The 26745-nt window shown below is 41.4% G+C and carries 9 protein-coding genes; 7 read left to right on the top strand and 2 right to left on the bottom strand.

The annotated features are described in order from the left end of the window. Positions 1–32: 32 nt before the first annotated feature. From FO442_RS12285 to FO442_RS12265, 5 genes are read left to right on the top strand one after another with little or no spacing between them, the layout of a single operon-like run. Complete coding sequence (locus FO442_RS12285; RefSeq protein WP_144333498.1) at positions 33–5732, top strand: hypothetical protein; 5700 nt, start codon at positions 33–35, stop codon at positions 5730–5732. 11 nt (positions 5733–5743) lie between these two features. Then, a complete protein-coding gene (locus tag FO442_RS12280; RefSeq protein WP_144333497.1) occupies positions 5744–6712 on the top strand; it encodes a hypothetical protein in 969 nt (322 codons plus the stop codon). After that, on the top strand, positions 6709–7425 hold the full coding sequence (locus FO442_RS12275) for a LolA3 family protein (RefSeq protein ID WP_144333496.1): 717 nt from the start codon (positions 6709–6711) through the stop codon (positions 7423–7425). The genes FO442_RS12280 and FO442_RS12275 overlap by 4 nt, the downstream gene beginning before the upstream one ends. Positions 7426–7445: 20 nt before the next feature. Further along, a complete protein-coding gene (locus FO442_RS12270) occupies positions 7446–21239 on the top strand; it encodes an RHS repeat-associated core domain-containing protein (protein WP_186280096.1) in 13794 nt (4597 codons plus the stop codon). Then, positions 21202–21747 (top strand): hypothetical protein, encoded by a 546-nt coding sequence (locus FO442_RS12265; protein ID WP_144333494.1) that lies wholly within the window; start codon positions 21202–21204, stop codon positions 21745–21747. Before FO442_RS12270 ends, FO442_RS12265 begins: the two co-directional genes overlap by 38 nt. Before the next feature lie 323 nt (positions 21748–22070). On the opposite strand, the gene FO442_RS12260 is transcribed toward FO442_RS12265, so the two are convergent. Continuing rightward, positions 22071–23354 carry a DDE-type integrase/transposase/recombinase gene (locus FO442_RS12260; RefSeq protein ID WP_144333493.1) on the bottom strand — a complete coding sequence of 428 codons (1284 nt, stop codon included), beginning with the start codon at positions 23352–23354 and terminating at the stop codon, positions 22071–22073. A 226-nt stretch (positions 23355–23580) separates the two neighbouring features. Here FO442_RS12260 and FO442_RS12255 point away from each other — a divergent pair, with 226 nt between their 5' ends. After that, complete coding sequence (locus FO442_RS12255) at positions 23581–25161, top strand: RHS repeat-associated core domain-containing protein (protein ID WP_144333492.1); 1581 nt, start codon at positions 23581–23583, stop codon at positions 25159–25161. A 3-nt stretch (positions 25162–25164) separates the two neighbouring features. Beyond that, positions 25165–25587: a hypothetical protein gene (locus FO442_RS12250; protein ID WP_144333491.1), complete on the top strand. Its 423-nt coding sequence runs from the start codon at positions 25165–25167 to the stop codon at positions 25585–25587. Positions 25588–25855: 268 nt separating this feature from the next. On the opposite strand, the gene FO442_RS12245 is transcribed toward FO442_RS12250, so the two are convergent. Further along, positions 25856–26647, bottom strand: a complete 792-nt coding sequence (locus tag FO442_RS12245; protein ID WP_144333490.1) for a DDE-type integrase/transposase/recombinase — start codon at positions 26645–26647, stop codon at positions 25856–25858. Between the last annotated feature and the right edge of the window lie 98 nt (positions 26648–26745).

Below are 26745 nucleotides of genomic sequence, written 5' to 3'. Positions count from 1 at the left end.
CGAGAAATAAAAAGAACTGAATTCAGAATACGATGAGAATTATTCAAAAGTTAAAAATCAACAGACAGAAGTCAAAAATTACCGGGTTAACTGGTAAGATTGATGTGAAGCAAGCAGACTTGCGCATGGAAGTGTTTGCGTTAGCTGTATTGGTATTTATACAGTCGATATCACCGGTCTTTGCGCGAGGAACAGAGCCTGTTTATATTGAAGATGTGAGAGGTGAAAATGCTGCAATGGTTCAAGTGATCGAAGCTTATCCTGACATTCAAAATAATGAAACAGAGTATCAGCCGGAGATAGACCCGAATGCAGAGATTCAAAGAGTTGAAACACCTAATGAGCAGCCGGCTTCATACGTTGTTCGAATTCCTGGTGGCCCGGATCAGCCGGAAGCCAGTGGTTTTACCCCAATTGGTGCCGACAACATGGTAGATTTATTTACGGGCGACTTCTCCTACAATATTCCTTTGCTGGACATAGACGGTTATCCGATCAATATGGCTTATAGCGCCGGAGTGGGAATGGAACAGGAAGCTTCCTGGGTTGGTTTAGGCTGGTCCTTGAATCCAGGTGTGATCAACCGCAATATGCGTGGGATACCGGATGATTTTAACGGGATAGACAAAATTACCCAAGATTACAACCAGCGCCCGAATTGGACGGTTGGGACTTCTGTGGCGGGTAATTATGAGCTTTTTGCTCTAACCTTAGGTCAAGGAAATGAAACGGATACTAATGGAAGTGTTAGTATTTCGGCAAAGCTTGGGATACAGTATAATAATTATCAAGGGTTTGGAGCTGATTTTTCACTGGGAGGATCGTTTAGCATTGCAAAAAAGCTTGGGTTTGACGTTGGGTTGGAGTTCACGGGAAGCAGTCAGGGTGGGGCTACTATCGGATTGAATGCCGGGTTAAGTCTTACTGATAAACAAGCTAAAAACAGGTTGGGAATTGGATCTGCACTCAATTCGCGAGAAGGCTTGCAGCAGGTTTCAGTAGATTACTCAAGAAATTATAACATTAAGAATAATTATAGAAAAATAACGGACTCTAAGAAAAATGCGGTGGGAAATACACCAGGAACAACCGGTGGTGGTGGTGGGGCCAGTTTTGCGTTCGGGACATCCACTTACGTCGCGCAAATTCCATTTGATACCAAGGCGAATTCGTTCACGGCAAAGTTTAAACTGGGAGGTGATGCTGCCGGGAATGATTTAACCGGTGAGTTTTCCGGTTTTTTCAGTAAGAGTACTTTATCGGGCAATCAAAAGATTGTATCAGCCTATGGCTACAACAATCTCCAATTTGGTCAGAATAATTATACGGCTATGTTGGATTTTAACCGGGAGAATAATTCAAATTTCACCAAAAACACACCTGCTTTACCTATTCCTCATTTGATGTATGATACCTATTCGGTGAGTGGGCAGGGTGTAAGCGGAAGCTACCGATTGGACAGACAGGATATCGGTTATGTTTTTGATCCCCTGATTACAAGTTCATCCGACTCCTATACACTCGGAGGTGAATTTGGTATGGGTGCCACGTTTAAGGCAGGAATAGATGTGGGGGCTGTATTTAGTAATGGATATTCGATGGCCTGGAAGGAAGGAAACGATGCTTCCAGTGTTGCCAATTTTTACAGCAGAACGAATTATTACAGGGAAGCTTCCGAAATGGCTGTTGACGAAAGCGATGTTAATTTTAACAATATCGGAGGTTCACAAGCGGCATTTTTTCAATTGAAAGGGGTGAAGACTTTGTCAGGTACTTTGGAAACTACATCCGGGAATACCTATGTGTCTCCATTTACCAAAAGTGCTAAGTTCAGAAGAAATCAACCTTTGACAAGTTACACGATAAGCGAGGTGAAAAATGGCTTTGGCCCCACTCGTTTGCCTCTCAATTCCTATGCAAATACACAACCGCTCATTAATCATCACAATGGTGCATTTACGGTTACTAAAACAGATGGCTCTCGCTATTATTATGGATTACCCGCTTACAATATTACCCAAAAGAATGTATCCTTTGCAATCAGTGGTGCAACACCGGATTGGAACTCGAGATTGGTAAGCTATTCTTCAGAAGATGCTTCGATCAATAACCAGCGGGGACTTGATCGCCACTATAATTCTCAAACAATTCCCGGTTATGCGCATTCGTATATGCTGACAGCCGTTTTGAGCAAGGATTATGTGGATGCAGATGCTATTTCGGGGCCAAGTAAAGGAGATTTGGGAGGCTATGTAGAATTTAAATACAAACAAATCGCGAATTACAAATGGCGTAATCCGGTTCAGGAGAATCAGGCATTCCATGACAATGGATTAAATGCAGATCCTACGGATGAACGTGCAAACTATATCTACGGTGAAAAGGAGTTGTGGTATTTAGACACCATTAAAACAAAAAATCATTTGGTGATTTTTTATACTTCGGATCGAAAAGATGCCGTTTCCGTTACTGGTGAAAGTGGAGGATTAAATTCCGGCGGTACAAAAATGCAGCAACTGGATAGTTTAAAACTTTACTCGCTACGTGATTTTGAGTTGAATGGTGCTCTTGCTAAATCAATAAAGACAGTGCACTTCGGATACAGTTACAGGCTTTGCCGAAATTATTCCGGAAATATTGAAGCAACGTCTTCCGATCCTTTGAAAGGAGGAAAGTTAACATTGGATTCGGTTTATTTTACGTATGAAAACTCGTATAAGGGGGAGAAAACACCGTATAAATTTGTGTATGGATTTAATCCTGATTATAATCCGAATAGCATTGATCGCTGGGGAACCTATAAACCCAGTCCAACCGGATTAACGGGAAATGCATTGGATGATAGTGAAATGACCAATGCAGAAAACCCTTATGTTGGAACAAACAAAACGAATTCGGATTTGTATGCTTCTGCCTGGAATTTATCCCAAATAAAGTTGCCCACAGGTGGAATGATTGAAGTGATCTATGAATCCGATGATTATGCTTTTGTGCAGCACAAACGGGCGAAACAGATGTTTAAAATTACAGGGGTTGAGGATTGTTCCGGATCAGTTTGTTCGGTGAGTACCGATGATCATAAAAATTTAAAGCTTTATTTTGAAATGCTTCCGGGAACCACTATAACTGATTACGTCAACGTAGGTGATCTCATTTATTTCCGTGCCTTATTATCCATGAATGATAACGGAGATCGTTACGATTATGTTCCGGGTTATGCACGTGTGGATTATGTAGGAAGCAGCGGTAATAGTGGGATTATCGGATTAAATCCGGGAAAAATGAAGGATTCGGAGAATTCGGCAGAATACAATCCTATTGCAGTATCAGGAGTGCAGTTTGCCCGAAACTATTTATCCCGATTGATCCCTCCATCCGGGCAAGAACAACCTGAAGATGCAACGTTCATGGATTTTGTGGATGCTCTTTTAGGTGCATTTTCTTCTTTTCAGGAATTATTTATCGGTCCGAATAAACCACTATATAATCTGGAGATTGGAACAAAACTTCGTGTCAACAAAAGTTTTATTCGTTTGAACAATCCGAATTATGCAAAACTGGGTGGCGGCTATCGCGTGAAGGAGATTCGCACCTATGACAATTGGGACAACATGGTTACAACCGGTACCGAAAGCTGCTATAAACAGAAATACGAATATTCGTTTGATGGGAAATCAAGCGGAGTGGCGAGTTACGAACCAATAATTGGTGGTGAAGAAAATGCATGGCGAAGTTATGTCGCTAATGATATTAGTAAGACCTGGGCTCCGGATATCCGCAATTATATGGAAACACCTTTTGGGGAACAATTATTTCCAATGGCAACGGTTGGTTACGGTAAGGTACTCGTAAAGAATGTTTCACCGTCCAATGTAACCAAAACGGCAACCGGATATACTATCAGCGAGTTTTATACGGCGAAAGATTTCCCAACGATCACCGATCGCACGAAGGTGGATAAAAAGCCCATGAAATTTAACTTGAACCTGTTGTTGTATGCCAGAAGTGAAGATCGTTTGGCTGTAAGCCAGGGATTTGTTATTGAGAACAACGATATGCATGGAAAACCCAAATCGGTTAAGATGTATGGAGAAGGACAGACAACTGCCTTTTCATCGGTGGAATATTTTTATCAATCTTCCCCGGGCTACGTTGATGGGATTGCAGCGAATGCCTTGAATAATACCGTTACTGTTATTCAGCCTGATGGAAACATCAAATCGGTTGTAGTTGGAAGAACGTACGAAGCTGTTTCTGATTTTAGAGAAAATACTTCAGACATGTACTCCGCTAATATTGGGATCAACCTGAATTATACTATGCCATTTGTTTTTATACCCATGATTTTGGGCTCCAATTTTAGTGAATCCAAAACGGAATTCCGAAGTGCGGTTTTTGCAAAAAGTATCGAACGAAAAGGGATATTGTCCAAGACGGTGGCTATGGACAATCAATCTGTGATCCAAACGGAAAACCTCGCTTACGATTCTGAAACAGGGGACATATTGCTTACCTCTGTAAACAACAACTACCGTGACATTGTTTATAACTTTACTTATCCGGCACACTGGGTTTATAATGGAATGGGGCAGGCTTACCGAAATTTAGGATATACATCAACGATAACGAAAACTTTCAGCGACGGATATTGCAGTGGTTTTAACAATACACAATTGGTGCCCGGAGATGAAGTAATGGTTTTACAGAGCGGAAACTATGTGAAAGGATGGGTAACCGAATCCGGAGCTACCGGTGTACGTATTTTAAAGAAAGATGGTACCCCACTAAGCGGAAGCATTACATATCTGAAAGTGCTGCGGTCAGGAAATCGAAATCTTCAAGCTACGCCTGTTGGAAGTATTGCATTGATGAAAAATCCCCTGAATACGTTAACCGGTAATATCCTGGATCAAGTGTTGTCTGCTCAGAGTATCGAATACAGTGATGCCTGGAAATCGTACTGTGAATGTACGGAGGATGAGGGAAATCCATACGTAACGGGAATCAAAGGGAATTGGAACCCAAAAGCAGATTATACGCATTTAAGCGGCAGGACTCAAACCTATGAAAACAACAATACGAATATCCGGATAGACGGGATTATGAAATCGTTTTTACCGTTTTTCAGATTACTGAATGGTAAATGGATGTTGAATAAGGAAAGTTGGACATCAGTTTCAGAAGTAACGGAATTTAGTCCGAATGGCCAGGGATTGGAAACGAGGGATGCTCTTGATCGTTATTCGACTACACAATTGGGGTATAATCAAACGTTACCTGTTGCGGTATCCGTCAACAGCGAGCGTACACAATCAGGATATACCGGATTTGAAGATTATTTGTATAACAATTGTCAGGATAAGCATTTTAAACTAGGAGAAAATGCGAATCTTACCTCCAGTGATGCACATACGGGCAAGTATAGTTTAAGTGTTAGCTCCGGTTCTCCGATTGTGCTTCAGAAAAAGATTAATAATGATTGTCCGGAAGATACCCCGTGTGATTTTAGTTCCTATCAAACTGGAAGTCCTGTACATACGGTGAGGGTTATGGCCAGTGAAGGAGTCACCATGACATATGATATTATTCACGGAACACCAGCTCCTCAGTTGACAGAAATTGTGGGAGGATATCAAATTAGTTTTACCGCAGCGGGCGCCTTCCTGGTGAACGTTAAACTTACAAAAGCTCCGGGATGTGTTATTACCATACCCGTAAGTACACAACCTTAAAAAATTGAACGATGAAATATATTGTTTTTTCTATCCTGATTACTTGCCTTGGTTTCTGTTCCATAGGTCAAGTGGACGCACCTTTAAAGGTGTATAATAGCTGTGTAACGGCAGCCGAGGTATGTAATACTGCAGTTGATGTGTTTTGCAATTTCGGCACCAATGATTCCTTTTGTACCGCCGGTATTGATGCTCAGTATTTTAAGTTCAATATGCTTGTATCGGGAAGTATTACCTTAAATACATACGGTCATACGGGAACTTACACGTTGTATAAACCTGATACTGGATTCGGTATATCTGTTTGTGAACAACTGGATTTGGGGCAAGTAACTCAAGTTTCTACCGGGAACCTGGCAGGGTCAATTCCAATAACTATGGCCACTGCTGGTTATTATATTTTACGTGTAAAGCCAACCAATTGTATTACGAGTGGTTCTAACAAGCAAGTTCACATCAATGTTGGTGGGAGTAGTAATGCAAACTGTAGAGAATCTGTTACTTGTAAAGATTGTTTGGGAACTTTTGCACCCGGTGCGGGCCAGTATTTGGTATCAGCGTGGGTTAAAGGCGAGTCTCAAAACAAGAATACGTCGTATGTCAATCCAAGTTTAACGGTTTCCTTTGTGGGCTCGACCAATTCTTTCACGTTTTCACCAAGCGGGCCAATCATTGATGAGTGGCAGCGAATAGAAGGTATTGCCACCATTCCTGCTAATGCTACGGAGATCAAGATTGAATTGAAATGTCAGACGGGCAATTGTTTGTTTGACGACATCCGGTTTATACCGAATGACGGAAGTATGATTTCTTATGTATACGATCCGGTTACCTTGAAATTAACTGCTCAATTGGATGAGCGCAATTTTGCCACTTTGTATGAGTACGATGAAGAAGGTCAATTGATCCGTACAAAAAAAGAAACCGAAAAAGGGATAATGACCATCCAGGAAAATAGAAATAACATTCAGAAGCCATGATCAAGTATTTGCTAATCTTTATTCCATTTATAAGCTTTTCTCAGGGCGATTGGGAAAAAGTGGATCCACAAGTGTTTGTGGAAGTTTTGCGCACGTTTGAAAAAACGATTGCGGAGGGTGAGAGTTACTCCTTTGAAACACATTACAGTATTTATAATGATCACAAAGACCAAACACCGGTAAAACAATTTAAAGGGAGTTTGATTTGTAAATCAGGAAAAGAGTTGAATGTGAGGCAGATGGGACAACTGATGATTCAGAATCCGGCAATGAACCTGACCATTGATACGGTTAGCAAACAACTGGTTATTCAACAAGCAGATCCTTCTTTTTTCTATCGTAAAACGGTAGATGATTATTTGAAATTCTCTGAAATGGCAGAGGGTATATATCGAAAAAAGCTGGTTGAACAGGATGTTTATATCCTGGAATTGAAAAAGGGATTTCCCTACAAATCTATGGAGATAACGGTAACTAAGCAGGGTACTATTACACAAGTTATTATTTACAGTAATCAGCCATACCAGGTTGATAATACGGATTACTCCAATGCCCGGGCCAAAATAGTTATGGATATGCGGGACTTTAGAAAAGGTAAATCCGTTGATTTTAAGGGGTTTTTAACCATTGGCGATTTTATTAAACAGGAAAGGGAGAAACTGATTCCAACGGGGAGTTATTCTCACTACGAACTGATAGACTTAAGAAACTAATTATGATACCAACATACCACATGAAAGCACTAACCAGCTTATTTTTGCTTGTATTTTTAGTAAGTTTTTCTGCATTTGGGGGCAGAGGAGATAAAACAAAATCGATTCACACGCCTGTTGGTGGATCTCCTGTGCAGTTGTTAACTTCAACTGCTAAAGATACTATTTCACTGGACCCTTTAGGTTCGGGGCAGCAGGATTACAACGTTCTCGACCGAGTAAGTTTCGGAGTCGATCTGCAGTATCCCGAATTTGTATCAAGCAACCAAAAGGTTCAGGTTTCGATGCTCGTTAAGCAATGGGACGTAAATAATAATCCATTACCGGATCTGCACTTTAAATTGAACATTGATTTCAATCATGCAGACACGGCCAAATCAAAAATTTTGGACAGCTACGAATTTACGGGAGCTTATCGCGTATTTTTCCAAATTGATACGATCCGGGTTAACGGGACATTGACCAATATTTTACCCAAGAATTTATTCGTTCAAACAGATTTGTTTGTAGAACGTTATACCACACTTGCGGCCACACCAGTTGTAACCAATGAGCCTGTGTTTTTGGATATCGACTGTAATCTGGAGAGTGATGGTATTAAACTATCGTGGCAACCCCTGACCGGAGCAGAAGAATACCAGTTGGAGTTTGTACATGTAAGCAATTATGGAGCCCAGAATACAGTTCTTTCCGCATCATTATTAGCATATGATTTTAAGCACAATTCTACTCGTATTAGTACCAGTAACCTTTCTTATGAGTTGCCTTTAATATTTGATAGAGGATGGCTGGTGTATCGCATCCGGCCGGTTGGGGTTGATATCACTAACCCGGATCATTTGATTATGGGAGATTGGGATATTTCCCAGACGAGCGGAACGATTCAATCTATCGGGACAACGAATAAGAAAGAAATTACGGCTGCCGAAGCTCATTTCAAGGAGTTGAACTGGCAGTATTCAGCTACCTATGCCGAGCAGGGAAAGCGAAAAGAGGTGATCAGTTATTTTGATGGAACGTTGCGTAATCGTCAGTCTGTTACAAAAGTGAATACGGAGAAGAACGTGATTGTTGGAGAAACACTATATGATCATCAGGGCAGACCGGCCGTTCAGGTATTGCCGACACCGGTTAATGTTCCGACCTGTGGAGTAAATGATGGGGAACCAGTTATTCAGTATTACGATAATTTCAACCGGAATATGAACGGGATACCTTATTCCAAAACCGATTTTGATGTCGATAACGGAGGTGAAGGTGCAACCTGTGCTGCAAATGCTGCGGGGATGGATACTTCAAGCGGTGCGTCTCAATATTACTCACCGAATAACCCGGATCAAACTCTTCAACAGGCATACGTTCCTGATGCACAAGGCTTTCCGTTTACACAGATTGTTTACACTCCTGACAATACAGGACGAGTTTCCAGTCAGAGTGGTGTTGGACCCGATTTTCAAATAGGAACCAATAAGGAGACACGCTATTTGTATTCGAATCCGAATCAGGTGGAGTTGAACCGGATGTTCGGTTCGGAAGTCGGGTATGCAGAGCACTACCAGAAAAATATGGTAATTGATCCGAATGGACAGGTATCGGTTTCTTATATTGACATGGCAGGGAGAGTAGTAGCAACGGCTCTTGCAGGGGAACAACCGGCGAATCTGGAGCCTTTATCCTTACCAGAGTTTGATTCCATTAGTAACAATCATATTCATGCAGACGGATCGAATCAGACGATTGATTATTTATCGAACAAGGTGACATTTTCAACTTCATTCACAGTCTCATCTCCGACATTGGTAGGCGTTAATTATCAGCTGATTACATTTCCGTTGGCTGATACCTGTTTGGACGGTATCTGTGTGGACTGTATCTATGAATTGGAATTGAGTTTAAAAGATGAATGTGGGATTGATTTGCTTTCCGATACACTTCAAAATCAGCTGATAGGCAGTTTTACACGGGATACATTGGGTAACCTGGTTTTTCTTTCTTCGTGTCCGGATTCGGTGATTTATTCCGCTCAGAACAGCGTGAATCTCCCGATGGGTAAATATACCTTGTCGAAGGAGATTCAGGTATTGGAAGAAGCCGTTCAGGCCTATGTGAATTTAGTAGACTCGAGTGATTGTATTTTAACATATCAAGACTTTTTGGATGCTGAAATGGCGCAGATTGATTCTTCGATTTGTGCTATTACCTGCGATAATTGCCTGGAGGAATTAGGGACACTTCAGAACTTTGTGAGCAATGGAATCGGAACTGCTCAGGAGTATTACCAGCGCGTGGAGGATTGCCAGGAATTGTGTAAGGATAAAAAGACAGATTGCGAGATTTATCTGAGTACATTAAAGATTGATATGTCTCCGGGAGGACAGTATGCGGAGTACAGAAATCCTTCAACCGGGGCAACTGATTTAAGTGGTCCGTTATCCATATTAAACACATCCAATATTTTACCGCAACCATCAGCAAGCTGGCGATTACCCATATTGGAGACTCCGAACGGGACATTGAATATCTATGCAGATGAAAACGGTATACGTTCGCGAATAGTTGTAGAGGAAGACCCGTTGAATCCGGGTGCTTATCTGCCGGCACCGGTAAACAATAACATGGTTCAGTATGATGCAACATTGAACCACTATTATATTTATCCGGAGCAATTAAATTCAGTTCTTGATTTTGTTGATCTCTTCGAACTAAGTTGGGCTAACTCGTTGGTGAAGTACCATCCGGAATATTGCTACTATGAATCGTGTATTTCATACGAGGATAAACACGCGCTTACTGATGCCTTCAGTAGTGCTTCCTTCGATAATTTATTGTACAATACCAATTCTTTTGCCGCTGCCCAAGCCAATGGCTTTATTGATTCGCAGGGTGAACCCACTTTTTGGTTTGCACCAACTGGAAATAATCCTTTGGATTCATTAAAACCCTGGGATCCGTTTGTATTTTATCACGGAGATTTCGAAACACCAACCTGTGACGGGTACTGGCTGGATTTTATGCAGAAGTTCGGGCAATATGAGTTTGTATCCGGAGAATGGCATTCGATGCCGGAAATCGCCGCATATACTGCACGATGCGGATCCAATTTACCTTCTCTTCCGGATGTGGATTGTTATAATTTCGGACAACTATACAATGGCGTAACGGATACAGCTGTTTTGAATATGGAATGGAGTATTCTGAAAGCATTGTACATGAGTACCAAACAAGAATATCAGCAAGCATTAGCAACCTGTAAGGCCATTAGAAATTGTGATTCCTACAACGCGTGTATCGGCGATGAAGGATACGTTCCGCATCCTTTGTTCGGATTTTTCCCGACAGGACCATCGTCCTATTACTTTCCTTTTTGGGATCAGGGCCAGCCCTGTTCGGTTTTTTCTTATATACTTTACCGCAATAAGACGAAACGTTTCCCGAATCACGACGATGCAGCACAGCAAGACGCAAACAGTACTTCATACAATATTTACCTTCAAACAGGTCAGTGTCCCACAGCATTTACGCTGCAGTATTTACTGAATGAATTGGCAACGTCGGATCATTTGACCTCAGGTTCGTATAACCTGAATTTGAACACCTTCCTGAGCGGTTTATTCCAGGCCAGCAATTCCTTTTACAACCCGGGAAACATTCCTGCATTAACCTATGAAGCAACAGTTGGAACGAATACGATTACTGCTGATTGGAAGGAAGGAGGAACTACTTTTGCAACCTTAACCTTAAACAAATCTGCATCTCAGAACTGGGCAGATGTTACAGGTGTGACCAATTTGTTTGCAACGGGTGAACATACTTTTACTGCAGAAGCTACTTATTTTGATACGATGTCGCATGTGTTTTCGATGACAGGAAGCTTGACCTATTTTGAACTGGACGGTTGTACCTTTGAACAGGAATGTTCTTCGAATCAATTGGCACTGGATTTAACGACCGCCATGAATGTATTGTTACTGGATGGGAATTTCGCTCCTTCGAGCCCGGTTAATTTGACTAATTACGCTTCCTCTTTTATGGGAAACACAGTTAATTTAACGTCTATTTACATTGAAAATGCATCGAATACAGGATCTAATCTGATGCTGGAAACCACTACTTCGGGAGCGTTACGGATTTATGACGCGTCGGTAATGAATACAGACGGATTGTACCTTAATTTTGCTGATTTAAGCGGTCCGTTTTCATCACAGGGTTATTTCGGAACGATGACTTCCACGAGCGATTATTCCTTTGAGATGGAATACGTTGAAAATGGTGCAGCACCTGTTCTTTTGAGTGGAGTAATGTATCAAATTCACAATGGGGATACCATAGGGATTTCTGCAGGGGAGTGTGATTTACCGACACCGGCGAATTGTCAGGGACCGGCTTTCGAAGTATTTGAAGATTTGAAGGTCTTATTGGCTGATGAACTTGTAAATTACAACGGAACGAATACCATTGATTTGTATTCAAGTATTTACACCACACCTGAAATTGTAGGTGCGTTTCCTTATGGAGATACTGCAACAACAAGTATTGATGCAGATAGTGTCTTGACAATCAGTTCGGGGAATTGTGACCTGGTATTAACCTTGAATACTTCTCCATACGTTCAATTTGACAATATCTCCAGTGTGGGTAATTTTGAACTGACCGGTGAGTTGGACAATCAATCCGGTTATACTCATTTTATTTGTGTTGCCAGTTTTAATACGCCGTCAGGGTTGGTTTATGATACTATTCATGGATCTACCTGCTTCACGCTGAAAGAATGTAAGCCATGTTCGGATACTGCTTCTCTGGGAGTATCATTCCTGGCTCAAATGGGAACAGTTGTTGAATCTGTTGAAGAATTCGACCAATTAACAGTTGGAAACAATGAGATTTCAGCATTTAGTTACTCATCTGAGAATTCATTTACCGGAATGGTTGAAATGATGCCGATGGTAGGTTATGATTCGGTTACGTGTTCCGAATTTTATACCAATTATCTGAATGCCGTCACTAACTTCAATGAAAATTCGAATTACCCCTATGATATAACACCGATATCGCAGGCATTGTTCATTTCCAAATACTGTGCTTGTGTGCAAACATATAATGACTTGCTGGATGATTTATTAACGTATCATGTTCCGTTTGCAAATGTGAACGACTTCAATGCCTTTGTTTCCATCGACAACGCTTGTAATTCATGTCCGGAATATTATGATTACCTCGAAGCCGTAGGGACGTATAATTCTACCACTGCCACTTATCTTATCCAGGACACCATGTCATCCGGTTTTTTTAATGCTTATGGATTGTGTAATTGTACAGCAGCATTCATCGATACCCTGGAGTCGATAGTTGCCAACAACATTTCCTTTGCGACCCAGGGGCATTTTGACAATTATTCCAGCATTGCGCGTATGTGTAGCAATGATCTGATTAATGTAACCGAAGATCCTTGTAAAACTGCTTATTCGGAGTATCTGGTATGTACACGTAACTTTTTGACTCTTCAATCGACTTATACTTTAGTTTATTTTACCTATGAGGTGTTTGACAGTCTGGAATTATGTAACTGTATGAATAACTATTGTGCGGCGCTGGATGCAGTAATTAACGGACTTGTAACGTTTAGCAGTCAGACCGAATTTGACAATTACATTTTGGGTAAAATGAACTGTATCCAGCGACCACCATGTACCCCGCAGCCGACTTCCGGGATATTCCCTGAAATGCCGGAGGTAGAACTGGAAAATGATTGTATTGCCATGCAAGTTACCCTTGCAACCGTAAATGCACAGAATGCATACAATCAATACATCGATAGTGTGAATTCCATTACACGCCAAAAGTACCTGGATCATTGTTTGCAAACACAGGAAAAACTGCTTACGAATTACCGCGACAAACAACATCATTACATGCTTTATTATTATGATTTAGCGGGTAATCTGATCAAAACAGTTCCACCGGCAGGAGTGGAATTACTGGACATTACTTCGGATACGGACCCTTTGAATGTTCAGATTAACAATGACCGAACACAAGGATTGAAGACTGTTTTCACAACGCACCGGTTGGAGACAAAATATGAGTATAATAGCCTGAACCAATTGGTAGCTCAGTCCTCTCCGGATATGGATCCGATGACAGGATTTGAGCAGACTTTACCCAATGGCTTAAACAGTCAATTGATTACACGGAAAATTCAGATGGTGACCGAAACCAATGGTTATTTGGTTGGAGAAATCGGAAACCGAGGCTATCTATATAAAACACAGGATGGAGGCCAAAGTTGGAGCCGTGTTACGAATTTGGTTTCGGCGGATCTGAAGAAAATGGTGATGATAGATGCCAATTATGGAGTTGCTGTGGGAGAGGCCGGAACAATATTGAAAACTGTTGACGGCGGCCAAAACTGGGATTTAGTGATTTCATGGGGGACATCAGGAATGATTCAAACAATTAATGATGTGGCTGTGCTGAGTTCATCATCTATCCTGTTTGTGGGTGATAATGGATTGGCTGCACACTGTACGAATTTTACATCTGCTACACCAGCATTTACCCTGCTGAACAGCGGTCTGAACGGAAATGACGTATTGAGTGTTGAAGTGGTGTCGGGAAGTTATTTTTGTACAACCTATAATCCTTCAGAGAAGTTATCCCGTTTCTACCAGTTTAACGGATCAAGTTGGGTAGAACTGTCGAATGCAAGCACCCTGAACTTCACAGATGTAGATTATTATGATACAGATAAAGCATACGGATCTGATTTGGAAGGCCGGATTTATGCAAATACGGATATCACCAACTCTTCCAGCCGCTGGGTGCATCGCTCATCTAATTTGTCTGACACTATCAACAGCATTCGTTTCTTTGATCAGAACCAGGGGATTGCCTTGGTTGAAAAAGATGGAAAGCGCCAAGTATATCGTACCATTGACGGGGCTCAGAACTGGGCCAAGCTGTCCGATACGACCTATGAAGCGATGAGTATTTCGAAAGACCGCAATGTGATTGCGGCAGTCGGGGAAAACAAGCACCTTGCAATTATATTCCCTTATCTTTCGGGTCAGGACCACTTGGTAGATGTCGTTGCTCCAAACGGTGCCGGTAATTTAACGGCAGTCAGTGTTACAAAAACAACAACGGGCGCGGTTCAGTTGATTGTTTCTAATGATCAAACGATTTTCTATACGCAAGACGCAACAGTTGCACAGCCGGTTTGGCAGCAGTTTAGTTATTCTGGTATTGCTGATCCAATTATCCAACTGGAAGCACATTGGGTATCCGGCAGTACCATTTACGGGGTGGCTGTCACGGAAACCGGCCAGGCAGTTCGTTTAAGACGCGTTGGCACTGCATATATTGAGGCTTTATCAACCCTTATAGCAAGCTCCGGGATCAATAAAGTGAGTTTGGGAGATCAGCGTTTCTATTTGAGTAATGTAAGCGGAACAAGCTGCGGTTCGGTTGCTCTGGATGCGACGACAACCAATACGAGCATTGGGAATTTACCATTTAGTTCCACAACAATTCAAGCCCGTGGAACAAGTTTGGTGGCTGCCAATGCGACCGGAAACAGCTGCTTTGTGACCCTAAACGGAACAGGTTCATTGATTACTTCCACAATCGATTACTCCAATAAAGTGTATGCAGATAAACTCAACGTATTGGTGAAGGACGAAGCACAAAATAAACTGCTTGCCTTTGGTAATGACGGATTGGTGTATCATTGGGATGCAGGCACTTCCACATTGAAGCGTATTTTGAATCGCGTGAACGAGCATATTTATGATGCACAGGTCAACGCTTCGACCGTTTATTTTGTGGGGCAGAATGGGTTGGCCAAAAAAGGAACACTGACTTCTTACACCAGTATGGCCAGCACCGATTTGATGATGACCACAGGAAACACCGTGTTGCAAGGTTTACCAACAACCGATTTGAATGCCGTAGCTGTGACCCCGGGTCAGCGAATTTACATTGCCGGAAATAACGGAACACTCCTTTATTCTCCTGCAGTGAGCGGAGTATCGGGTATTCCATTGAGTTTGATCAATCAGGGTAATATGAACCTGAGCTGTATCGCTAAAAAGAGTAGTTCGGAGAATGTCCTGATCGGTGGAGAACAAGGACATGTACAGCAGCAATTCGGTGCGGCTACCCTGGTGAACAACAATGTGTTTATTCCGGGTATTACGGATGTGCATTTTAAAGATGGTTCGTTGGGATCTATTGTGGCGAAGAATTACGTGGTTCGTACCACAGGGAACGGTGGAGGAAGCTGGGAGATCGGAAGGCCTCAGGGGACACAGAATCCGGTAGCGACGTACAAGTTTGTCTGGACTTTGTCTTCCGGTGAGGCCTTGTTGTTTGGTAATGGATCTACTTTGAAGGCAAATACCAATACCGGTACCACTTCGGTTGCATTTGCCGCAACGAACATCTTGACCGTATCGAAAGGAACGAATCCGCAGAATATTTATGTGGTTGACGGAACTACGGTCAAACGCATTGATTTGAACAGCACGTTTACTCAAACAACGGTGAATACAGTCTCAAGTGGTGTGAATGCGCTGCATGTCTTCGGAAACGGGGATTATATTGTGGTGGGTAATGCCGGACTATACCAACACTATACAGCTGCGGGAGCTCCACTGACGTATCCAACAGGATTGTCATCTGCTAATTTCCGGGATATTGCATTCTTCGATAATTTATCCGGAATTATTGTGGGGGACAACGGAACCTATTACCGAAATGCGAGTCCGGTGATTACAACGAACGGGTTTATGTCAGCTTGTACCTGGCAAGCCCGCAACCTGACAACTACGGATCCGTTATCGGTGGCTTTACCACCGATTTATACCATCGAACTTGCTTCTGCCACAACGATTTTGGTGGGTGGTGAAAACCCGGCTTCTGCATCAACGGCTGCTTATCCGTATGTACGACATATTTACGATGAGGGCAGCCGCTATACGAATCATTTCTATTACGATCGTTTAGGACGCATAGTTGTAAGCCGCAATGCACGACAGGAAGCGGATAACCTCTATAGCTACACCTTGTATGATGAACTTGGCCGTGTCTATGAAGCGGGGGAGAAACAGGAGAATCCGGGTGCCGAAACAAACTTCAGGGAATTATTCGGAACCATTGTGAACGGGTATTTCAGTCCTGTTACGATGGATGATACCCGTTTAACCGATTGGATTAGTGGAACGGGGACGCGTTCTCAAGTTACCCGATCTTACTACGATACCACCTACATAACAGGATTACCGTCTGCACTGACCTCAAATCCGGTTAATATGCGTTTACGGATTATGCATGTTACGTATGAAGAGACTTACGATGCAGACGATCAGACTTTCGATCATGCAACCCATTACAACTACGACATTCACGGAAATGTGAAATTGTTGGTCCATGATAACCAGAAAATGGCGGTGACTTATCCTTCATTGGCTTCCCAGCGATTTAAGCAAATGGAGTATTCGTATGATCTGTTGAGTGGAAATGTGCACCGTATGAGCGTTCAGGCAGGACAAGCAGATCAGTGGCACCATGCCTATACGTATGACGCGGATAATCGTATCCGTAAAGTATATACGAATACACACGAACCATTGACGAAAATCAACCGCCTGACCCAGAATAAAGAGAATGAATTGTCTGCAAATGCCGACTGGCAGAATGATGCGCAGTATTATTATTATGCGCATGGTCCGTTGGCACGTGTGGAAGTGGGACAAAACAACCTGCAGGGAGTGGATTATTACTACAACCTGCAAGGCTGGCTAAAAGGGGTGAACTCTTCCGTCCTGGAAGCAGATGAGAATGCCGGAGACCGAACCGATCCGGGGCAAGACAGTGATCCGGACGGAGTGAATGCTTATTTTGCAAAAGATGTCTTTGGTTTCGGATTGCATTATTATGAAGGAGATTATGCGGCTATTTCAGGAGCCACACCGGAGGCACCGGTAAATGCAAGCAGTCATGCCGGACTAAACAGTTCGGATCTGTACAACGGAAATATCCGGTACATGCAAACGGCTATTACACATCCTGAAACGCATGCCCAACTACCGATGCTGAATGCTTATAAATACGATCAGCTGAATCGTTTGAAGGAAAGCAGAAGTTACGAGAATGGATTGAGTGGCGGCGAATGGAGGCCGGATTCCTACACGAATTCGTATTACAATGAGTTTAGTTACGACGCTATGGGGAACATCTTATTTCAGAAACGCCATAAGCGAGACGGAACGAGAATAGAGGATCTGACCTATCGCTACCATTTAGACAATACCACCAACAAATTGGTCCGAAACCGCCTGTATCATGTCAATGACAGTGAGAACGCATCACTGGACAGTACGGATATCGATGATATGGGACCTTTCTACCCGGCTTCAGCCGTGATTGCCACAAGCAATAACTATCGATACGATGCCGAAGGACGTCTGGTACACGATACCCAGGAAGAGATTGAGCGCATTGTGTGGCGTGTAGACGGCAAGGTAAAAGAAATTCAGCGCATGTCGACCTCTGTAAAAAATCATTTGCGTTTTGATTACGATGCCATGGGGCACCGGGTTGCCAAACACGAATATACCAATGCAGTGCCGTCGATCTTAAAGAAATCAACGTATTATGTCCTGGATGCGCAGGGGAATCAACTGAGTATGTACGAACACAAGGTGGAAGCCTCGGAAGTTCATTACTTCCTGGAAGAACGCAATTTATACGGGTCCAGTAGATTGGGAACGTTGAAGGAACAGGTGGACATGATGAACCCTGAGCCAATGCCAAGTTACGGACAGCTTGGATTGCGTAACTACGAGTTTAGCAACCACTTGGGGAATGTACTGGCCGTGATCAACGACCACATTGCACCGTTGGATGAAAATTCCGATGGAGATGTGGACGGCTACCGGGTGGCAATTGATCTTGTGTTTGATTACTCTCCGTTCGGGGTGATGCTGGATGGACGTTCCACTGAGAAGATTGCGCCGATGTATGATACTACTTACATTGAAAACATCGATACGGTTTACCTGTCTAATTTCACCACAGGTGCCTGGACACAGCCATTCTACGATAACTGGAAGGCAGAAACCAATGATGTATCACTGGGAATCACCGGCGCAACAAACCGACTGCGGGTAGAAAGTACGGATGCGAATGACGGAGTAATCCGTGATTTCACCACACAGGCCGGACATGAGTACCGGGTAACGTTTAATGTGACCGATGCATCTACAGGAGCCTATTTTAAGGCTTATTCGATTACCGGTGGAGTTCCAACACAAATCCTGTCACAGGCGTTGACTGCAGGATCTACTGCGACCACTTATTCGTTTGTGGTAACACCTAATGCAACCGGAATGCGCTTAAAATTCCACGAGGGCGGGGTGTTCACCCTGGATGATATCGTGATTACCGACACTACTTTAACGGATGTTCATTTTACCGACCTGGAGAGCCCGACTTATGTAGCACCGGTAGTGGATGGCTGGAATTATGATCCTTCTGTTGCCATCGTGTATAATGCGAGTAATGCTGATTTTATTTATCCGAACGCATCTGGTCTCATTTACCTGACCCCGTTTGTTGCAACATCCGGATTGCACAAAGTAAACTTCACCGCGAATTTATTGGGTACTAACCCGTCCCGCAAAGCACAATTACATGTTTATTCCGTGAATTCATCGGGTCAGTTAACCGGATTGGTAGCAACCCTTGGAGACATTACGGCGAGTGGAAATTATGCCTTTAATTTGCCTACATTAACGGTAGGGTCCAAATATACCCTTGTATGGACAGGAATATTTGATGCCGCAATCAAACTAACCGTTTGCAAATTAATTGTTGGAAGTACGACGATTTATCAAGGACACTTTAGTTCACCGGTAGTTATCAAACCGAGTTGGGACGGATGGACGATCGATACCCAAACACAGCTTTTACGCAGAGTGACGATCTCGTCCAATAATGTGTTGATTGCAGGAGTTCAACGAACGTATACCGGCACAACCGCAGGGGCAGTTTACCGTTTCAGAGGGGATGTAAACTATGTGAGCTACCCTTCAACAGGTATTCCAAGCACAGGAAGTACGCAAGATTCTTTGATTATATACAGTGTGAACTCTGGCGGAGCATTGACCCGATTGAAAGCTGTGCGGTACAATTTATTAACCGGTACAGTCCCTGTTTCACTCACCTTTACGGCGCCAGTTGGTAGTGTTTCCATCCAGGCCGTGTTTAAACCAGGGAACGCCGGTTTGGCTTCCGGGAGAGTGTATGTGGTGGACAACCTGCGTTTGACACGCATGACGGGTACCAACCTGTATACCTCCAATTTTGTTAGCGGAAGCATTGTTTCACAAAACACCGATGGCTGGAGTGCCAACTGGGCTACGGCGTATATGAATGTGCTGACAGGCTCACCGAACAAACTGCGCGTAGCAGGGGAAACACCGGTTATTCAACGGAACTTCCCGGTTTCACCGAATGACGATTATGAACTGACGTATACACAAAGTGAAAATAATTCGCTAACTTTCACGGTAGAACAGAGTCCGAACGGAACCAGCGGCTGGACAAGTTTAGTGAACACCACGAGTATGAACGGAACGCAAACGAAGTATTTTACACCAACTGAGGCCTTTGTGCGTGTGCGCTACAGTGGCAGCGCAGCTTACTCGCTGGCGAATATGAAATTGGTGGGTATTGATGTGGACACGCTATATACGTTGATTGCGAGGGGGAGTTATCGATATGCATTCAACGGAATGGAAAAGGATGACGAACTGAAAGGAGCAGGAAACAGTTATGATTTTGGAGCTAGGATGCATGATCCAAGACTAGGTAGATTCTTTAGCCTTGATCCAAAGGCGTCTGCTTATCCATTTATGTCATCTTATTGCTATGCGGCTAATAATCCTATTTATTTATCAGATAAAAATGGTGAAGGTCCAATTATTGGGTGGAAGGTTCATAGCATGGCTAAAGATGACAAAACAAAAACTTATACTATTACATACGACATTACAGTTACTAGAGATATAACCCTGGTTAATCAATCAACATTAAATTTAACAGTTGCTCAAGGATTAGAATTAGCAAAATCAATTGCACAACAATGGGCAAATAGTGATTTCTCATATAGTTTTGCTGGAAAAGAAGCTGAAGTTTTGGATGGGTTAATACGTCCTCAGTATGGACATATACCAAAAGACTATAAGCTTGTCTTTAATGTAAATGTAAATTTTGTTGCTGGTAAAGTATCATATTTAGCACAAGATGATGCCAGTAAAATTAATGATGAGTCAACTTTAATAGGAATCCGTGATGATTTGGCAGCCTCAGGAGAAGTTAACAACCCTGCTGGTTTGGCGGACTCAAAAGGAGCAGAGGCTTGTGTGGTAGAAGCATCCTATATTTCGCCAAGAGATGTTACAACGCTCGATTTGAATTTTAAGGCAAGTAATGTTTCTATTCATGAATTACTTCATTTAGATGGTGCAGATGATACATATACAAAAACAAGCCCAGGAATAGGCGTTATGGGGTCCGCATCTAGAAATTTTTCCTTAGCACCTATAACAAAATATGAATTAGGAATGAATTTATTGATTATTGCTAGGCAAGCTCATAATGTTTTACTTCAAAAACCAAATATGGGAAATTGGAATAATTGGATAGTTCCAATTACTAAGCCTGCAGATTATCAGAAAAACAAGGATGCGGGAGGAACGATAAGATATAATGTAAATGAAAGTACAAATGGAGAATCATTACAAGGCCTTTAGTTTTTTTATTGTTGCTTATCTATTTCTTTTACTCGGTTGTAAGGATGAGAAAAATTGTAAAACAGTTAATTGTGGAATAGCAAATCTTCTTGTCGATAGAGGAGTGGATACTATTAAATTTGGAGATTCTCTTTTGGTAAGAAGTCGTTTAGATAAATTGGATGTATTTTATTTATATTATGGAACTAAGGAACTAGGTAGTTATGTAGATACTAAAATTAAGAGTAACTATACTGTTAATATTTCTGAGTTCTCTAATGCAATTGAAGAACGTAATAATGGTTTATATTTATTTCAAAAAAATTGTTTTGCTTGTCATGTCCAAAAACCTTTGTCAAAAGACGAGATTATCAATTTGGATAAGAGATTATTGAAGTATAAGCCAAAGGTACTAAGCGTATCTAAAAGCGATTTTTTTTATATCGAAAAGGGGAATGTGCATTGGAATTATTATTGCCTAGATAGCATTGAAAAAAAAATACTTCAAAAATATATTTTGAATTTATAACGCTATCAAATTATCTGCTATTGAAATAAACATTTAGAAGCCCTTTCGAATTTTCGGGAGGGCTTTCTTTTTTTGCTCATAATCTTTAAAAATGGTCGTTCCTGTCCGTTAAATCCAAGAAACTTATTAACAATTGCTATTTTCGCTACAAGCCGGGCTACATCCAAAACTTTCTTAGAAAACACATACGAATTTTCGTAATCTATTGAAAACACTGGAATTAATAAGAGTCCGTCTAGGCGGACTCTTCCCTGATGATTCATTGCTGAAATAAATAAGTTGTACAAAGGATGAACAATTGAATTTGGTTTTTCGAAGTTCATTTACTCAATACATTTTGCGTTACATCCTGCATTTTTATTGATTTCTCTTCGCATTTGGGCAGCACTTTTCATTCTTTCAGAGAAAGATTCGTGTTTGTCATTTCCATTTAAAATGTCGCAGGGAGTATAGATTCCCGATGCATAATGAGGTTTTTCATGATTGTATTCTTTGATCCAGAGTTCGAACTCTTTTAATAATTGCTTTCCGTTTGAAATGTCTTTCAGGTAAAGCCATTGGTATTTTGTTGTTCGGTAGAAAGCCTCCATCATGGAGTTGGATTGTTTGATATCTCTGAGAGCAATGGTGTGGTTGATATTGTTTGTTTGAATAAACTCTTTGATAGTTAAATTATCATTTTCAGGACCTCCATCTGTGACTAGTTGCAGGTTCTCATACTTTTTTCCCTGAAAAGCACTTTGAATAGCATCCTGAATAGTTTTTAGTCTAAGGGTTGCTGACACAACGGTATCAATCTGCCATGAATGGATAAACCGGGAATAATTATCCATGACCGTGTAAATATAATGCTTCACTCCATCCAATGTTTTGAACACGGTAATATCTGCATGCCAGATTTGATTGACGTTCTGTGCGAGGATGCTTTTGTACTTAGGTTTGTTTCCTTTTCTAACTTGTTTTCTTATTTCCAATAAACGGTTATAATGATACCATGCCTGTTTGGATAGGCTGGTTTCACCGGTTTTAAAAGCCAATGCCCAAATGGAGTGAATTCCCCAATGTGCATACTCCGGTTTTGACAACCAGTTTTTGATTGTTTTTACTTCATGAATTGTTGCCTGATTGGGATGCCGTTTGACACATAACAGCAATGGGGAATGATCACATTTGAACTTGACTTGTGTTTTCCAGTGGTAAAGTGTTTTAGCTGAAATATCCAAAACTTTACAGAGTTGTTTATAGGAGATTTGCTCCTCAAAGCGTTCTATAAAATTGATGAGTTCAGTTTTTCTATTCCTGAGAGTTTTTTGGAATACTGATTTATCAAAACAAGAGATTATAAAAATTATCAAACGAATTTGAGCAGTTGCTATCTTCCTTGGAATAGTTGCGTGCTGATGATAGAGTAATTGAATTTCTGACAGGTTTTTATGAATGTTCTTTTCCAAATCGGTTCCAATGATGGCAGTAAAAGAACTCTTTTTCCAGGAGTTTGAAGTGGTTGCTGGAATTTGAGAACGGATGTTTTTAGTTACAAATTGTTCGTGTAAACCCAACGAGTAATAGGTTTTGAGTGCAGTGGAATAGGTTTGGTAGGTTTTCATACTTGATTATTCAACTCAACAAAAATAGCGGGAATTACTTCGAATTGTACTTGTTAAAAGTATCTCTGCACCAGGGATTGGAGCAGGCTACCTTGTAGCGTGGAAAGCCCGGCCCTGATAAACCATGTAGGAACGGAATGGTTTCATCAGCGGGGTGCCCAAAATACGACCCGAACAAATCCTTTGCAGTATCAACTCGAGCGGCGTTGCCACGCGCATCAAAGCTTTGAGATACAATAACACCAGCAGTTTCCTGGCCTCGCTCACCTTCACGGCCCCTGCGGGAAGCGTTTCCATCAAAGCAGAGTTTGTGCCGGGAAACACCTCCACGGCCGTTGGTTATGGCTATTACTTGGATAACCTGCGTTTAGCGCGTATGACCGGAACGAATTTGGACACCTCCAATTTTGTTAGCGGAACCATTGTTTCACAAAACACCGATGGCTGGAGTACCAACTGGGCTACGGCGTATATGAATGTGCTGACAGGCTCACCGAACAAACTGCGCGTAGCAGGGGAAACACCGGTTATTCAGCGCAATTTCCCGGTTTCACCGAATGACGATTATGAACTGACGTATACACAAAGTGAAAATAATTCGGTAACTTTCACGGTAGAACAAAGTCCGAACGGAACCAGCGGCTGGACAAGTTTAGTGAACACCACGAGTATGAACGGAACGCAAACGAAGTATTTTACACCAACTGAGGCCTTTGTGCGTGTGCGCTACAGTGGCAGCGCAGCTTACTCGCTGGCGAATATGAAATTGGTGGGTATTGATGTGGACACGCTATATACGTTGATTGCGAGGGGGAGTTATCGATACGGATTCCAAGGTCAAGAAAGGGATGATGAGATCAAAGGAGAAGGAAACAGCTTGAATTTTGAATATCGAATGCACGATCCGAGGTTGGGAAGGTTCTTTGCACTTGATCCATTGACAAAAGATTATCCATGGAATAGTCCCTACGCATTTAGTGAGAATAATGTTATTCATTGTTTAGAATTAGAGGGATTAGAAAAAATTGAACATTATTCTTATAATCCTACAACAAAAAAACTAAAACATGAATGGACAGAAATAGATAATAATTTGAAGCAAAATATTAACATGTATCATACTTGGAAAGACAAAAAAATTGTTGAAACAAAAGTACATGGAAAGAAAAATGGTGAAGACTATTTTGTAAAGTATAAAGGAGAGCCAAATATGGACAATGTTTATATGCAGTTTAAATCAACGCAAGCTGCGAAAGCCCCACCTAGTCAATCATTTGCTCATGGAAGTGATTATTATGCATCTGATCCAACATATTATGACCCTATGGAAGGTGGAGATGATGGAGCGAATGCTGGGGGCTATCTTGGTGGCGAGAAGGGATGGAATGAGAATGGAGGAAAAGAACTCTTTTTTGGAACGATTGGAGTCGTTTTGTCAGGAGGAACAATTGCTTTGGAAGGCGGAAGTGTTTGGGCTTATGGAGGCTTAGTTTCCAGTGCAGATGATATGACCACAAGAAGAGGAGGACAAACCTTTCTTTCGAGCACTACGGGTATTGCTCCAGGAACTTTGAATAATATCAAATTTGTTTTTGGAGCAGCCGACCTAGCTAATGGTACAAAAGGTTTTATTTCAACAGCTGCTAAGACGCCAAATTTTGGATCTGCGCTAACAACTGCTGAAAATTTTGGTCTCTTTAATATTGGTTATTCAACTTTCACTACAACTTTGTCCGGTGCTGATATGCTAAAACCAAAAGAGCCGTCAGATAGATTATCTAAGGGGAAATTTGCTGTTCAATTTTAAAAAATGGATCAAACTAAGAACATAAATCATTATACCCCATATGATTGGCTTTCATTTATAGTGGGGAGCTTCTTTGCAATATTTTTCATTTTCTTTTCCAAAAATGTTTTTGGAATTGGAATTGGAACGACTATATTTTTATTACTACTAAATAGTTGCTTTAAAACAGCAAACTTGACTGACACATATATTCTTTATAAATCAATTTTTTTCGGAAAGAAAAAGAAAATTTTATGGGATAATATTAAAGCGGTTGAGTTTCGGGGTGGTTTCAAAGCGAAAAGGAATTACGTTCTTTATTCAAAAGAGGGAGGTAAAATTAAGTTTTTTGCAAATGATGAAACAGTAAAAATAATACAAGAAATATGTGACCTGTATCAAATCCCTTTAAAAAAGCGTAGTATCTCAAATTATCAGATGAAATAGTACATAGTGTGTCAAATTATCTGCTATTGAAATATGTTTTTAGAACCCTTTCGAAATTCGGAAGGGTTCTTTTTTTGCTTAAAATGGTTGTTCCTATCCGGGCTACATCCAAAACTTTCTTAGAAAACACATACGAATTTTCGTAATCTATTGAAAACACTGGAATTAATAAGAGTCCGTCTAGGCGGACTCTTCCCTGATGATTCATTGCTGAAATAAATAAGTTGTACAAAGGATGAACAATTGAATTTGGTTTTTCGAAGTTCATTTACTCAATACATTTTGCGTTACATCCTGCATTTTTATTGATTTCTCTTCGCATTTGGGCAGCACTTTTCATTCTTTCAGAGAAAGATTCGTGTTTGTCATTTCCATTTAAAATGTCGCAGGGAGTATAGATTCCCGATGCATAATGAGGTTTTTCATGATTGTATTCTTTGATCCAGAGTTCGAACTCTTTTAATAGTTGCTTTCCGTTTGAAATGTCTTTCAGGTAAAGCCATTGGTATTTTGTTGTTCGGTAGAAAGCCTCCATCATGGAGTTGGATTGTTTGATATCTCTGAGAGCAATGGTGTGGTTGATATTGTTTGTTTGAATAAACTCTTTGATAGTTAAATTATCATTTTCAGGACCTCCATCTGTGACTAGTTGCAGGTTCTCATACTTTTTTCCCTGAAAAGCACTTTGAATAGCATCCTGAATAGTTTTTAGTCTAAGGGTTGCTGACACAACGGTATCAATCTGCCATGAATGGATAAACCGGGAATAATTATCCATGACCGTGTAAATATAATGCTTCACTCCATCCAATGTTTTGAACACGGTAATATCTGCATGCCAGATTTGATTGACGTTCTGTGCGAGGATGCTTTTGTACTTAGGTTTGTTTCCTTTTCTAACTTGTTTTCTTATTTCCAATAAACGGTTATAATGATACCATGCCTGTTTGGATAGGCTGGTTTCACCGGTTTTAAAAGCCAATGCCCAAATGGAGTGAATTCCCCAATGTGCATACTCCGGTTTTGACAACCAGTTGTAACCTTCCCCGTTTTCAGACAATGATTAAATATAATTATTCTGTTTTACTTTTTCCAATCTATTACTTCCCTTAAACAACCAGGGGCTTTGCCCCGCTAAAGATTTGTGTGGATGATTTG

This window comes from Fluviicola chungangensis, assembly GCF_007558725.1.
GTDB classification, from domain to species: domain Bacteria; phylum Bacteroidota; class Bacteroidia; order Flavobacteriales_D; family Crocinitomicaceae; genus Fluviicola; species Fluviicola chungangensis.
Note: the sequence above shows the minus strand (reverse complement) of the source record. Positions and strands in the feature narration are given on the sequence as shown.